The sequence below is a fragment of the Cellulomonas algicola genome (assembly GCF_019024305.1).
Taxonomy (GTDB): domain Bacteria; phylum Actinomycetota; class Actinomycetes; order Actinomycetales; family Cellulomonadaceae; genus Cellulomonas; species Cellulomonas algicola.
In genome coordinates this window covers 83,860-96,085 of record NZ_JAHKSJ010000021.1, presented here as the reverse complement: position 1 = coordinate 96,085, position 12,226 = coordinate 83,860, and the positions used below count along the sequence as shown (strand labels likewise).

Annotated in this window: 15 protein-coding genes; 1 reads left to right on the top strand and 14 read right to left on the bottom strand. The window is 74.6% G+C overall.

The genetic code is table 11. From position 1 onward, the window contains the following. Positions 1-44: 44 nt before the first annotated feature. The 6 genes from KOV94_RS16085 to KOV94_RS16060 all read right to left on the bottom strand — a co-directional run bounded on the left by KOV94_RS16085 (position 45) and on the right by KOV94_RS16060 (position 4,837). The gene (locus KOV94_RS16085) at positions 45-626 is read right to left on the bottom strand and encodes a hypothetical protein (protein ID WP_218052600.1); all 582 of its coding nucleotides are present in this window, start codon (positions 624-626) and stop codon (positions 45-47) included. Between the two features lie 92 nt (positions 627-718). Then, positions 719-1,192: a heme-degrading domain-containing protein gene (locus KOV94_RS16080; protein WP_218052599.1), complete on the bottom strand. Its 474-nt coding sequence runs from the start codon at positions 1,190-1,192 to the stop codon at positions 719-721. A gap of 92 nt (positions 1,193-1,284) precedes the next feature. Next, complete coding sequence (locus KOV94_RS16075; protein ID WP_124341443.1) at positions 1,285-2,307, bottom strand: tyrosine-type recombinase/integrase; 1,023 nt, start codon at positions 2,305-2,307, stop codon at positions 1,285-1,287. Between the two features lie 1,013 nt (positions 2,308-3,320). After that, the gene (locus tag KOV94_RS16070) at positions 3,321-3,821 is read right to left on the bottom strand and encodes a GNAT family N-acetyltransferase (protein ID WP_124343438.1); all 501 of its coding nucleotides are present in this window, start codon (positions 3,819-3,821) and stop codon (positions 3,321-3,323) included. 149 nt (positions 3,822-3,970) lie between these two features. Then, positions 3,971-4,111 carry a hypothetical protein gene (locus KOV94_RS16065; RefSeq protein WP_168678017.1) on the bottom strand — a complete coding sequence of 47 codons (141 nt, stop codon included), beginning with the start codon at positions 4,109-4,111 and terminating at the stop codon, positions 3,971-3,973. A gap of 81 nt (positions 4,112-4,192) precedes the next feature. Beyond that, complete coding sequence (locus tag KOV94_RS16060) at positions 4,193-4,837, bottom strand: MBL fold metallo-hydrolase (protein ID WP_218052598.1); 645 nt, start codon at positions 4,835-4,837, stop codon at positions 4,193-4,195. Between the two features lie 184 nt (positions 4,838-5,021). On the opposite strand from KOV94_RS16060, the gene KOV94_RS16055 reads away from it, so the two are divergent. Then, the gene (locus KOV94_RS16055; protein ID WP_124343436.1) at positions 5,022-5,789 is read left to right on the top strand and encodes a ParA family protein; all 768 of its coding nucleotides are present in this window, start codon (positions 5,022-5,024) and stop codon (positions 5,787-5,789) included. An 84-nt stretch (positions 5,790-5,873) separates the two neighbouring features. Here KOV94_RS16055 and KOV94_RS16050 read toward each other — a convergent pair whose 3' ends face one another. The 8 genes from KOV94_RS16050 to clsA form a co-directional block, all read right to left on the bottom strand. Then, positions 5,874-6,467, bottom strand: coding sequence for a MerR family transcriptional regulator (locus KOV94_RS16050; protein WP_218052597.1), 594 nt, complete (start codon positions 6,465-6,467; stop codon positions 5,874-5,876). Between the two features lie 168 nt (positions 6,468-6,635). Then, positions 6,636-7,130 carry a bifunctional nuclease family protein gene (locus KOV94_RS16045; protein ID WP_124343434.1) on the bottom strand — a complete coding sequence of 165 codons (495 nt, stop codon included), beginning with the start codon at positions 7,128-7,130 and terminating at the stop codon, positions 6,636-6,638. Positions 7,131-7,213: 83 nt separating this feature from the next. Next, positions 7,214-7,981, bottom strand: coding sequence for a transcriptional regulator FtsR (gene ftsR, locus KOV94_RS16040; protein WP_218052596.1), 768 nt, complete (start codon positions 7,979-7,981; stop codon positions 7,214-7,216). A gap of 40 nt (positions 7,982-8,021) precedes the next feature. Continuing rightward, a complete protein-coding gene (locus KOV94_RS16035; RefSeq protein WP_124343432.1) occupies positions 8,022-8,507 on the bottom strand; it encodes an FHA domain-containing protein in 486 nt (161 codons plus the stop codon). A 115-nt stretch (positions 8,508-8,622) separates the two neighbouring features. Then, positions 8,623-10,212: a DUF881 domain-containing protein gene (locus KOV94_RS16030; protein WP_218052595.1), complete on the bottom strand. Its 1,590-nt coding sequence runs from the start codon at positions 10,210-10,212 to the stop codon at positions 8,623-8,625. A gap of 13 nt (positions 10,213-10,225) precedes the next feature. Continuing rightward, entirely contained in the window at positions 10,226-10,558 is a 333-nt protein-coding gene (locus KOV94_RS16025; protein WP_124343430.1) for a small basic family protein, read from the bottom strand. Further along, the gene (locus KOV94_RS16020; protein WP_218052594.1) at positions 10,555-11,544 is read right to left on the bottom strand and encodes a DUF881 domain-containing protein; all 990 of its coding nucleotides are present in this window, start codon (positions 11,542-11,544) and stop codon (positions 10,555-10,557) included. Before KOV94_RS16020 ends, KOV94_RS16025 begins: the two co-directional genes overlap by 4 nt. Beyond that, entirely contained in the window at positions 11,541-12,125 is a 585-nt protein-coding gene (clsA, locus tag KOV94_RS16015) for a cardiolipin synthase ClsA (protein WP_218052593.1), read from the bottom strand. Before clsA ends, KOV94_RS16020 begins: the two co-directional genes overlap by 4 nt. Positions 12,126-12,226 lie beyond the last annotated feature (101 nt).

The following is a 12,226-nucleotide window of genomic DNA, read 5'->3' as shown; positions in this document are numbered from 1 at the left end:
TCGATCACACGGGCGCGGCTCCCGCCGACCGCGGCTCGCGCCGCTCACCACTCGATCACGCGGGCCCGGCTCGCACCGATCGCGGCGACCGCGCGGATGCGGGCGCCGTGCTCGTCCGCCGCGTCGCGCAGGACGGGTGCCCACGACGTCTCGAACGTGCCGCGGTCCCCGCCGGACGCGCGCACGAGCCCGACGAGCACCGACCCGCCCGGCGCGTCGCGGTCGAGCACCGACGCGAGCACGTGCATGACGTGCGCGGCGACACCGGGCGACGCGGTGAGCGGGACCTCCGCCAGCGGCAGCACGACGGGCAGGCACCGGTCGTCGGCGTCGAGCAGGACGAACCACAGCGCGGGCGGGCCCGCGCGCTCCGGTCCGACGAGCCGCAGGAGCAGGTCCAGGACGTCGTCGCGCTCCCGCAGCGGCCGGGTGGGCACGCGAGGGAGCCCGCCGTCGCCCGGGAGGGCGGGGTCGAGCAGCCACGGCACGTCGGACCAGTCGTCGGCGTGCAGGCGTGAGTCGGGGTCGTGCGTCGGGGCGCCCGGCTCGGGAAGGCCGGTGCGTGGCTCATGATCGCCGGGTTCGCGGTCGGACTCCCAGACGAGGTCGTGCGGGTCGTCGGTCATAGCCCTCAGCGTCGTCCGCGCGGCGACGTCGCCCCGGGGCACGAAGCCCATCCGGGGGAGCGGCCCCCCGGACGCGGGCTGTGGACGGCTCGTCAGGCGAGGAACGCGCGCAGCGCCTCCACCACGAGCGCGTGGTCGTCCGCCTGCGGGAGCCCGGACACCGTGACGACGCCGACCGGTCCGACGCCGTGCACCCGCACCGGGAACGCACCGCCGTGCGCGGCGTACTGCTGGAGCGGCAGGTCGTGCTGCTCGGCGAACGTGGTGCCGCGCTCCTTCGCGCGCAGCCCCACGAGGTAGGACGACGCGCCGAACCGCTCGACCACGCGCACCTTGCGCTCCACCCAGGAGTCGTTGTCGGGCGTCGTGCCCGTGCGCGCCGCGTGGAAGAGCTGCTGCGTGCCGCGCCGGATGTCGATCGTCACCGCCAGGTCGCGCTCCTCGGCGAGCTCCACGAGCAGGCAGCCGAGCCGCCACGACTCGTCGTTCGTGAACGACGAGAGCACGAGCTCGCGCTCCTGCTGCTCGACCTCGGCGATGGTGGCACGGACGTCGTCGGTGGTCATGTCGTCATCGTCGCGTACGCCGGAGCGGTCCACACGACGGCACGCGGACGGCCGACCCGGATCAGGACTGGCGGGGACCGGACCGGCGGGGACTAGGACGGCACGGCTGCCGTCGCCGCGTCGGTCGCGCCGACCTCGCGCAGCACGCGTCGCGACGGCGAGACGAGCACCGCGTCCCGGACGTCCGCCGCGGTGGCCTTCACGTAGATGCCGGTCGTCTTCAGGTCCTCGTGGCCCAGGAGCGCCTGCACGGCGGGAGCCGGCACGCCCGAGCGGATGAGCCCCTTCGCGAAGGTGTGCCGGAAGCCGTGCGCGGCCTCGCCCTCCTGCTTGGACACGCCCGAGCGGCGGATCCAGCCGTCGACGAGGTGGTTGAGCGCACCACGCTGCAGCGGCCGCCCCGACGACAGGCGCAGCAGGGGAGCGCCGTGCTCGGGCTGGCCGAACCGGTCGTCCCGCTCGGCGACGTACTCCTGGACGACGCGCAGCGCCTCCGGGGGGACCGGGACGTTCCGCTGCCGGTTGCCCTTGCCGATGACGGTGAGCACGGCCTCGCCGTCCTCCTCGACGCGCAGCGACCGGTCCGTCAGGCCGCACAGCTCGGACGCGCGCACGCCGGTCGTCGACAGCAGCGCGAACGCCGCACGGTCACGCGCCGGCCAGCGGCGGTTGTCGCCGGGGGAGACGTCCCACGCGACCTTCGCGAGCCGCAGGAGCTCGGCGTCGTCCCATCCGGCAGGGAGGCGCACCGGCCGCTCGGGGGCCTCGATGCGGAGCGTCGGGTCGACGGCGAGGTGCCCCTCCATCTGGAGCCACCGGACGAACAGACGGAGTGTTCCGACCCGGCGCTGGACGGTCGACGCGGCCTCGCGCCCACGGATCGACCGGTAGGCGTTCTTGACGTTCAGCTCCGTGAGGTCGTCGGACGTGAGCAGCGCGAGCGGGTCCTCGCCCTCGTCGCCCGTGAGGCGGCCGACGTCCTGCGCGATCTGGCGCGCCCACGTCGCGACGTCCTGGCGGTAGCCCGCGCGCGAGCCGTCGGTGAGACCACGCCGCGTGAGCGTGGCGCGGTCGGTGAGGAACGGCTCGACGACGGAGGCGAGGGGCACGGCCATGTGCCGACCGTACGGGCCGACATCACCGGTCGTCGGGGGACGCGCCGGAGTTCTGCCAAAGTTCCGATCGGGGTGTCGACGGCGCCGACCAGTGAAGGGTGGCGGGCCCCGAACACCGACTGCCAAAGTTCCGATCGGGGTGTCGACGGCGCCGACGAGTGAAGGGTGGCGGGCCCCGAACACCGACGAGCGGTCGGCCGGGATGCCCGGACGGCTCCCGAACGGTGCCGGGGACACGCGCGAACAGTCGACGGCCGTGGGCGGCTCGTCTGACGCCGAGACGGCGCGTCGGCGCTCGATACGAGAGAGCGAGCCGGGGCGGCTGTGCGGTCGGGTGCATGACGTCGTCGAGCGGCAGGGGCGCTCCGGAGACGAGATGACGTCTGAGTGCGACGAGGAGCCCCATCCCTAGTTCTGCCAAAGTTCCGGCTATGGTCGAAAACTCATCGAGCGGGGCCGGTGGGGCGCGGTGGTGATCCGGCAGGACATCGCGCGTGTCCGTCACTGTCCCGCGGCCTGCGCGATCGCCTCACGACGCGGTCCGCACGCACCGTCTGTCTCGTGTGGCACCAGACGTCCGCCATGAGGGCCGCTGTGGCCACGCCGCGCGTCGCGTCGACGTCGTCGATCGCCAGGACGCCCCAGGTGCCGGCATCGGCGCCACCGGGCACCGGTCAGCACCAGGCATGCGTCGCCGAGCGCGACTGGCGGCAGCAGAAAGACGACAGCCGAGTTGCTGGGTCGCGTTCCGACGTCGTCCGGAACCTGACGTGCACACGGCCGTCAGGTCAGTCGCGAGCCGTCTGCGGGCCTCGTGCCGGACCGCCGCCGCGCGCGGCGGCGCTGCGTCGCCCCCCCGACGACTCCCCGCCGCGCCGGCGCCCATGCCGCGCGGGAACTATGGCAGAAAGCGCCCGGCTGAGCCGCTGTCGCTCTCCCACCGACGCCGCCAGTGGTCGGTATCTCGACCAGCCGAGGCCGGTCGTGGACGGCCGTGCACGGCGAGAGTCCAGTCAGCGCAGCTGCGGCTCGTCGAGCTCGCGCACCCACCGCTCCTCCACGAGCGACGGATCCCGCGGAAGGGGCTGACGCTCCCCCGTCCGCGCGAAGCCGGCGCGCACGTACAGGTCCCCCGCCGCGTTGTTGCCGTCGAGGATCCACAGCGAGAGCGTGCGCGCACCATCGGTCACGGCAGCGGCACGGACCGCGTCGAGCAGCGACCAGCCGATCCCCTGCCGGCGCGCCTCCGGGGCGACCCACAGCGCGACGACGTGCCGGTCGTCCACGGGCGACCCGGGTTCCTGGATCATCGAGACGAGCCCGCGGCCCACCTGGTGCTCGTCGACCGCGATCCACGTCGGGCCGGTCCGGACGCGCATCCGCCAGTGCGACTCGCGGAACGACTCCTCGCGCGCCAGGGACGAGCCGAACACCTCGGGGCTCTCCCGCAACGCCCGCAGACGCACGTCCCGCACGAGGGCCCAGTCGTCTTCGGTGGCGCGGTGGATCTGCACGCGACCAGCATGCCCCACGCCGACGCACACGCACGTCAGGGCGCCCCTCAGCCGGGCGCGTCGCCCATCGGCTGGCCCATGGCGGCGGAAGCACGCGCTCCGGGTGAGCTGAGATGCCCGCGGCCGCCGGTGCCGGGCGGTGGTGCCCGTCAGGGCGCCGGGAGCGTCCCTCCGTGACCTTCGGGGTCCGGGACGGACCGCGCGACGTCGGCGATCTCCTCCTCCGGGCGCGGCGGGACGGTCTCGTCGAACTCGAGCTCGGGCACGTCGTGCCCCACGGGCTGCGTCACGCTGCCTCCTTCGTGGTCCCGGCTGGCCGGGTCGAGGTGGACGCCCACCGTACGGCGGGCGGGGGTGGTCCTGGAAGGCCGTCAGACGTCGAGCGACTCGCCGTCCGCGAGGTCGACGGGGTCGCCCGCGCCGCCGAGGCGCCCCAGCAGCGTGCGGGACAGCCCCCGACCGGCGTCGCTGAGCTGCGCGTCATGGATGACCGCGATCCGGGCGGGTCGCACGGCTCGCACCCAGTCGACGACCTCCGCAAGCTTGAGCCACGGCGCGGCGAGCGGCGTGAGCAGGACATCGACGGCGTAACCCGCGGGGTCGACGAGCGCGTCACCGGGGTGCAGCACCCCGTCCACGAGGTACGCGACGTTCGCGACGCGCGGCACGTCGGGGTGGATGAGGGCGTGCCACTCCCCCAGCACGACCACCTCGAACGGGCCGACCGAGACGGTGTCGCCGTCCCGCACGGCGTGGAGCCTGTCCTGCGGGGCGCCCGCGGCGACGAGCGCGTCGAGCGCGGCCTGCGGCCCCCACACCTCGAGTCCCTGCCCGACCGCCTCGGCCACGCGCGGCACGTCGAGGTGGTCGACGTGCTCGTGGGTCACGAGGACGGCCGGTGCGCCCGAGAGCGCCGCGTCGAGGTCGGAGAAGGTGCCGGGGTCGATGACGAGGTTCCCCCCGTCACGCTCCAGCCGCACGCACGAGTGTCCCCATCGGGTCAGTCGGGTCGTCATGGCCCCAGTCTGCCTGCGCTGCGCTGTCGCCGCAGGTCAGCGCGCCCGCGTCCGCCGTGGACGACGCGCGCGCGGTCCGGCGTCGGCACGGGCGGCCGCCGGCGACGGGCGACAGCGACGATCACGCCGTCAGCGAGGGGTGCCGGTTTCCTCGGAGGCCCGCCGTGCCCGTACCGTGGGCGCCGTGCTGGTGCTCGGGGTGTGCAGTCTCAAGGGTGGCGTGGGCAAGACGTCGGTGACGCTCGGCCTCGCGTCGGCGGCGCTCGAGCGCGGCGTGCGCACGCTCGTCATCGACCTCGACCCGCAGGGCGACGCGACCATGGCCCTCGGTGCACGTGCGGCCGGGACGGGCGACGTCGCGGGCGTGCTGAGCGAGCCCGGCGCCGAGTCCGTCGCCGCCGCGACCGTCCTGAGCACGTGGGCCGACGACGGCCTCGACGTGCTGGCCGGTTCCGAGCGCTCCGCCGTGCACGACCGCCTCGACGAGAGCGACGTCGACCGCCTGCGTTTCGCGCTGTCCTGGGTCTCGGGCTACGACCTGGTGCTGATCGACTGCCCGCCGTCGCTCGGCGCGCTCACGCGCACGGGCCTGACGGCGTGCGACCGCGCGGTCGTCGTGACCGAGCCGGGGCTGTTCGCCGTGATGGCGGTGGGGCGTGCGATGCGCACGATCGACGAGCTGCGCCGCGGCCCGGCCGCTCAGCTGCAGCCGCTCGGCATCGTCGTGAACCGCGTGCGGGCGCGCTCGGTCGAGCAGGCCTTCCGCATGGAGGAGCTGCGCACGCTGTACGGGCCGCTGGTCCTGTCGCCGTTCGTGCCCGAGCGTGCGGCGCTCCAGCAGGCCCAGGGTGCGGCCCAGCCGGTGCACGCCTGGCCCGGAGCCGCGGCCGCCGAGCTCGCGACGACGTTCGAGACGCTGCTCGACCGCGCGATGCGCGCGCCGCGCCGCTGACCGTCCCGACACGTCCGGGCCCTCACCCGTCTCCCAGCACGACGACGCCCCCCACGCTTCGTGGAGGGCGTCGTGGAGCGTGCGTCAGCCTGCGGAGCGCGCCTGCCGACGCAGCGCGAGCTCGTCCTGAGGCGCCGGTGCGGCGTCCTCGGCCGCCTCGTCCTCCGCGCGCTCGGTCGGCAGCTCGGCGAGCGACCCCTCGACCTCGCGCCAGACGCGCCCGACGGCGATCCCGAAGACGCCCTGACCGCCCTGGACGAGGTCGATGACCTCGTCGGCCGACGTGCACTCGTACACCGAGGCGCCGTCGGACATCAGGGTGATCTGCGCGAGGTCGTCGACGCCACGCTCACGCAGGTGGCCGACCGCGGTGCGGATCTGCTGGAGCGAGACGCCCGTGTCGAGCAGTCGCTTGACGACCTTGAGCACGAGGATGTCGCGGAAGCTGTAGAGCCGCTGCGTGCCGGAGCCGGTCGCGGGGCGGATCGACGGCTCGACCAGCCCGGTGCGTGCCCAGTAGTCGAGCTGCCGGTAGGTGATGCCGGCAGCGCGGCAGGCGGTCGGCCCGCGGTACCCGGAGTAGGTGTCGAGGTCGGGCAGGTCGTCGTCGAACAGCAGGCCCTGCGCGCGCTGCGGCACCGCGGCGGGGTGCTGCTCGGCGCTGTCGTTGCTGCTCACGGGTCCTCCACTTTCGCCCGCCCGACGGCGCGCTGGTCCTCGACTGCCTGCAACGCTAGGCCTGCGGTCACCCCGATGCAATGACGCCCCGCCCTGGCGTGTCGCGCTCGGCGAGTCTCACCTTCCACCTGAGGTCGAAGGTTCACCCGTTCGCGCACGTCGAACGCCCTAACGGCCACTCTCGCCGGGCTCCTCCCCCGTCGAGAAGTCGTCCGGCGTCACCACGTCGAGGAACCTCCGGAACCGCTCGAGGTCCTGCTCGGTGCTCGTGGTCCGCACCTCGACACCCGCGACCGCGACCACCTCGGCCGCGCACAGCACGGGGCAGCCGAACCGCAGCGCGAGCGCGATCGCGTCCGAGGCGCGCGAGTCGACGCGCGGTCCGGTCGTGAGCACGAGCTCGGCGTGGAAGACGCCCTCCTCGAGCCGGGTGATCTCGACGTGCGCGACGCCCGAGCCTGCCGCGACGATGACGTCCCGCAGCAGGTCGTGCGTCATGGGGCGGGGCGGCACGATCCCGGCCTGCGCCGACGCGATCGCGCTGGCCTCCGTCGGGCCGATGAGGATCGGGACCAGCAGCTCGGACTCGGGGTCGAGCAGCAGCACGACGATCTCGTCGTCAGCCAGGTGCTGACGCACCCCGACGACCTCCACCTGCACCATCCCGCCGTCCTCGCCCACACGTCCAACGTACGACGTCGGCGGCGGATCGGCGCGTCCCGTCGTGCAGACGGTCGGGCGGGTGCTCAGGGGGTCAGGTCGGCGACCGCGGCCCGCACGAGCGCGGTGTGCATCTGGGTGCAGAGCTCACCGACCTCGGCGGCGACCGTGCCCGCGCGCGCCGCCGCGGAGGCACCCCGACGACCCCGCCAGGGGGCGACGACCTGCTCCACGAGGTCCGCCTGACGGTCTGCCGCGGTCCGGAACTGCCGCAGGTGGCGGGCGTCGATGCCGTGCTCCGCCAGCGCGGCGGCCGCGACGACCACGTCACGCGCCCACGGGTCGAACGACGAGCGTCCACGCGGGCGCAGCACGCCGGCCTGGACGAGCTCCTCGACGAAGGCGACCTCGACGTTCGCCTCGGTGGCGAGCGCGTCGACGGTCCAGCGCACCTCGCCCGACTGCACGACGCCGTCGCGTGTCGCGAGGCGTGCCCGCGGTGCGGTCTCCTCCTCGTCGCCCGCGTCGAGCGCGGCCAACCGTTCGCCGATCACCTTGAGCGGCATGTACTTGTCGCGCTGCTGCCGCAGGACGAAGCGGAGCCGCTCGATGTCGGCGGGCGAGTACTGCCGGTAGCCCGCGGGTGTGCGGACCGGCTCGACGAGGCCCTGCTCCTCGAGGAAGCGCAGCTTGGACGTCGTGACGGCCGGGAACTCGATGCGCAGCGCGGCCAGGACGTCGGAGATCCGCATCGACGCGCGTCGGGAGATCCCCCGCGGCCATGGCTCGGTCGCCCCCGGGCGCGCGACGGCCCGGTCGTCCTGCTGCGTGCGCTGCGCCTGCGCGCCGCTCATGCGTCCCTCCCCCACGGACCCGTGCTGACCAGGACGGCGCTCACCCGCGAGCGACCTCGCGGTGCGGGCTGGGGTGGAACGTCATGCGGTACTTGCCGATCTGCACCTCGTCGCCCGAGCGCAGCACGGCCTGGTCGATGCGCGTCCGGTTGACGTAGGTGCCGTTGAGCGAGCCGATGTCCCGCACGACGAACTGCTGCCCGTCGCGCACGAACTCCGCGTGCTTGCGGGACACCGTGACGTCGTCGAGGAAGATGTCGGCCTCGGTCGACCGGCCGGCGACCGTGCGGTCGGCGTCGAGGAGGAACCGCGCACCCGCGCTGGGCCCCCGCTGCATGACGAGGAGCGCCGACGTCGGCGGGAGCGCGTTCACCGCGGCGACCTCGTCTGGCGTCAGCCCGACCGGCGCGGCGGCCTCGATCTCGACGGGCTCGAGCGCACCGAACGACATCGTCGTGTCCGGACCGTACGCGGGCCGACCCGTCTGCGGTCCAGGGACCCCAGGGGCCTGCTCGTCGCCGCTCATTCCGCCTCCCGCGCGCCCTGCTCGTCCGATCACCCGGCACCGTCCTCGGTGGGGTCACGCACACCCTATGCGGAGCCGGCGCGTCGTCGCAGCACGGATCGCCTGGACGCGCGGGTCAGCCCGCTGCCGGGGGCACCGGAGTCGCGTGCACGGGGTCCGGCACGACGCGGATCGCGCTGACCTCGACGAGGTCCTGCGGCTCGACCGACGCGTTCCCGCCGTTGTTGCGCACCTCGGCGAACGCGCCGCCCGGCATCTGCAGCGCGGTCGCGATCGTGTCCGGGTCGCCGATGGCCTTCCAGACGTACGGCGCGGTCAGCGTCGCCCCGTCGAGCTGGACGGCCCCGGCCGTGCCGGTGAACGCGCTGCTCGCGGTGATCCGCAGGTCGTTGAGCTGCATCGCCTCCGCGCCCGCGTTGCGCAGCTCCTCGAGCATGTTGAGCATCGTCACCGGCTTGACCTGCCCGCTCCCGTCGCTCACCGTGACGACCACGCCACGGCCCTCCGCCGGCAGGCGTCCTGCGAGGATGCCCTGCGTCTCGGCGCTGCGCCGCAGCGCGTCGAGTGCGGCCTGCCGGGTGTCGGAGCCGGACAGCAGCTCGTCGCGCTCGTCGAGGAGGTCGGCGCGCTCGCGCTCGAGGGAGTCGCCGCGCGTCGTCGCCTCGTCGAGGATGCGGACCAGGTCCGCCTGGCGCATGCCTGACAGGCTCAGGTCGCTGGTCTGCCGGATCTGGACGGCGAGCGCGAACCCGAGCAGCGCGCACAGCACGCCCGCGAGGACCTGGGCACGGTTGACGCGGGGGGCCAGGGCGCGACCGAGGACCGACCACCCGCTGCGGGGTGCGGCAGCCGTGGCGGTGGGCGCCGCAGGCGGCGGCACGGGTCCGCCGGCCGTGGCTGCCGGGACCACGACCGGGGTCGCGCCCTCGGGGACGCCGCCGGCGCGCGGGTCGTCGACCGCACCGGCGTCCGGCGTGTGCACCTCGATGTGAGCGACGGTGTGCACGTCGGTGGGCAGGGGCTCGTCCCACGCGGCGGTCGACGTGTCCGCGTCCGGCGCGCCGCTCGGCGCCCCGTCGTCGGGGGCGTGGGTGGGCAGGTCCGGGTCCGTGGCGTCGGCGGGTGTGGCGAGGACGGACAGGTCGTCCGCGTCCTTGCCGAGCACGTGCGCGAGGGGCGCGTCGAGCGGACGGACGAGCGCGTCGTCGTCGACGTGCACGACGTCGGACGGCACGCCGCCGTCCCGGTCGTCGAGGTCGCCGGGTGCGGAGCCGTCCTGCTCGCCGTCGGGAACGGCGTCGGGCGACACGAGCGGGGCGGGCAGGTCGGCACCGGCGGTGGGTGCGTCGACGACGTCGTGCACCGGTTCGCTCGTCAGGACGTCTTCGGCCCGGTCGGGCGGCGACGCGTCGCGCTCGTCGGCCGTCGGACGGTCGCCGACGTCGTCGGGCTCCGCGACGTCGTCGGGCTCCGCGGCCTCGGCGGGAGGAGCGGGCTCGGCGAGGCCGTCCTCGACGGGTGCCGGGAGCTCCACGGGGGCGTCGGCGGGGTCGTCGCGGCGCGTCTCGTCCACGGTCGGAGAGTCGGACACCGGCTCGTCGAGGCTCGGCACGTCGACGTTCGAGAGGTGGGCGCTCGCGAGGTCCGCGCTCGGCGGGTCGGTGCGCGCGCCGTCGGGACGGTCGAGGTGCTGGTCGTCGCTCATGCGCGGAGGTCGCTCACGCCTTGAACAGGTGCCGGCGGATCGAGGCGGCGTTCGAGAAGATCCGGATGCCGAGGACGACGACGACCGCGGTGGACAGCTGCGACCCGACACCGAGCTGGTCGCCGAGGAACACGATGAGCGCGGCGACGACGACGTTCGACAGGAACGACGTGAGGAAGACCCGGTCGTCGAAGATGCCGTCGAGCATCGCGCGCAGGCCGCCGAACAGCGCGTCGAGCGCGGCGACGACCGCGATCGGCAGGTACGGCTGCAGCTCGGGGGGGACGGTGGGCTGCAGCACGAGGCCCACGACGACCCCGACGACGAGCCCGATCACTGCGATCACGTACGTTCCCTCCCCGGATGACGTGCCGACCCTGCCACACCGGCCGCCTCTCCCGCACCCTCCGACGACGCCCCGGCGTCCGGTGTGCCGAGCGGCTCGTCGCTCGTGCTGGACGGGGTCGGCGGGGTCAGGCGCGACTCCTCCGGCACGGTCGCGTCGTGCAGCTTCACCTGCCCGGTGCCGGGCAGCTCGAGCGCGGTCTGCGACGACGTGTCGACGCCGATGCCGTAGGTGTTGCGGAGCGTCGCGAGGAGCTGGCCCGCGGAGCTGCGGGCGATCTCGGTCTGCATCGCGACGGGGTCGCCGACGGCCTCGACCACGTACGGGCTGACGAGCGGCACGAGGTCGACGCGGACGACCGGACCCGAGCTGCGGATCGCGGAGGTCGTGGTGAGCCGCTCGCCGTTGATCGCGACCGCCTCGGCGCCCGACGCCCAGAGCCCGTTGACGAGCACCTGGAGGTCGAAGTCCTGCACGCGCGACGACGGGTCCTCCTCGCTGCTCTCCGGGTCGACGGGCGCGTCGGTGAGGACGATCCGCAGCCCCGTGCCGGTGACCGGCACGACCCCGGACGCGATCTGGCTCGCCTCGAGCTCCGCGGCCAGCGCGGGGTCGACGTCGTCGAGCGCGGACTCCTGCAGCGCGCGCACCTCGTCGCTGAGCGCGGTGATGTCGGCCTCGAGCGCCTCGGCCTCCGCGTCGTGCTGCTCGATCTGGTTCTGCAGCAGGTTGCGGGCGGCGACCACGGACGGCGGGGGCGTGCGCAGCGACACGGCTGCGGTGACCGTCCCCAGGCCCAGCAGGACGCCCAGCACGAGGAGCAGCGCGGCACCCCGGCGGGTGCGCGGCGGGCGCGTGCCGGTCCGGCGACCCTCCGCGGCGGCGGCGTAGCCGGGGTCGAGCGGGCGCCGGTACACCTCGTTGAGGAGCGTCATCGACGCGTCGGGGGCGGGCCGCTGCACCGCGTCGCCGTGCCGGGAGGTCATGCCGTGGCCGTCCCGCCGCGCAGCAGGTCGCGCGCCTGCACGAGGTACAGCGCACCCGCGAACCAGTAGAGGCCGACGCCCCACAGCGCGCAGGCCCACCCGAGCACCGACGCGACGGGCCCGAGCGGCGCCGCCCACTGGCCGAGCAGCAGCAGCGGGAACGCGTACAGCAGGGCGAACGTGCCGGCCTTCCCGGCCATGTGCACGGGCAGCGGGCCCCAGCCGGCGCGGGCGAGGCGCAGGAAGACGCCCGCGAGCAGCACGTCGCGTGCGACGAGGACGGCGAGCAGCCACCACGGCACGGCACCGCGCCAGACGAGCCCGACGAGCGTGACGAGGATGAAGAGGCGGTCGGCGGCCGGGTCGAGCAGCTGCCCCAGCCGCGACACCTGGTGGAGCCGGCGGGCGAGCACGCCGTCGAGCCAGTCGGACGCGCCCGACACCGCGAGCACGACGACGGCCCAGCCGTCGTGCCCGGTCGCGATGAGCCAGCCGAACACCGGCACGAGCAGCAGGCGGACGAAGCTCACGAGGTTGGGCACCGTCAGCACGCGGGGTGTGACGAGCTCGTTCTGGCTCACTGCCTCCCCCGTCGCTCTCGGTGCTTGCGGCGACGATCCTACGGCGCTCGACCCCGCCGACCTGCTCCCCCGTCCGCGTCCGCGCGTCGGAGCCGTCCACC

Bases quoted from the DNA above. Each gene is read 5' to 3' on its own strand.
- KOV94_RS16085 (WP_218052600.1), bottom strand. From the start codon at position 626: ATGACCGACGACCCGCACGACCTCGTCTGGGAGTCCGACCGCGAACCC.
- KOV94_RS16080 (WP_218052599.1), bottom strand. From the start codon at position 1,192: ATGACCACCGACGACGTCCGTGCCACCATCGCCGAGGTCGAGCAGCAG.
- KOV94_RS16075 (WP_124341443.1), bottom strand. From the start codon at position 2,307: ATGGCCGTGCCCCTCGCCTCCGTCGTCGAGCCGTTCCTCACCGACCGC.
- KOV94_RS16060 (WP_218052598.1), bottom strand. From the start codon at position 4,837: ATGACGACCCGACTGACCCGATGGGGACACTCGTGCGTGCGGCTGGAG.
- KOV94_RS16045 (WP_124343434.1), bottom strand. From the start codon at position 7,130: ATGGTGCAGGTGGAGGTCGTCGGGGTGCGTCAGCACCTGGCTGACGAC.
- ftsR (WP_218052596.1), bottom strand. From the start codon at position 7,981: ATGAGCGGCGCGCAGGCGCAGCGCACGCAGCAGGACGACCGGGCCGTC.
- KOV94_RS16035 (WP_124343432.1), bottom strand. From the start codon at position 8,507: ATGAGCGGCGACGAGCAGGCCCCTGGGGTCCCTGGACCGCAGACGGGT.
- KOV94_RS16030 (WP_218052595.1), bottom strand. From the start codon at position 10,212: ATGAGCGACGACCAGCACCTCGACCGTCCCGACGGCGCGCGCACCGAC.
- KOV94_RS16020 (WP_218052594.1), bottom strand. From the start codon at position 11,544: ATGACCTCCCGGCACGGCGACGCGGTGCAGCGGCCCGCCCCCGACGCG.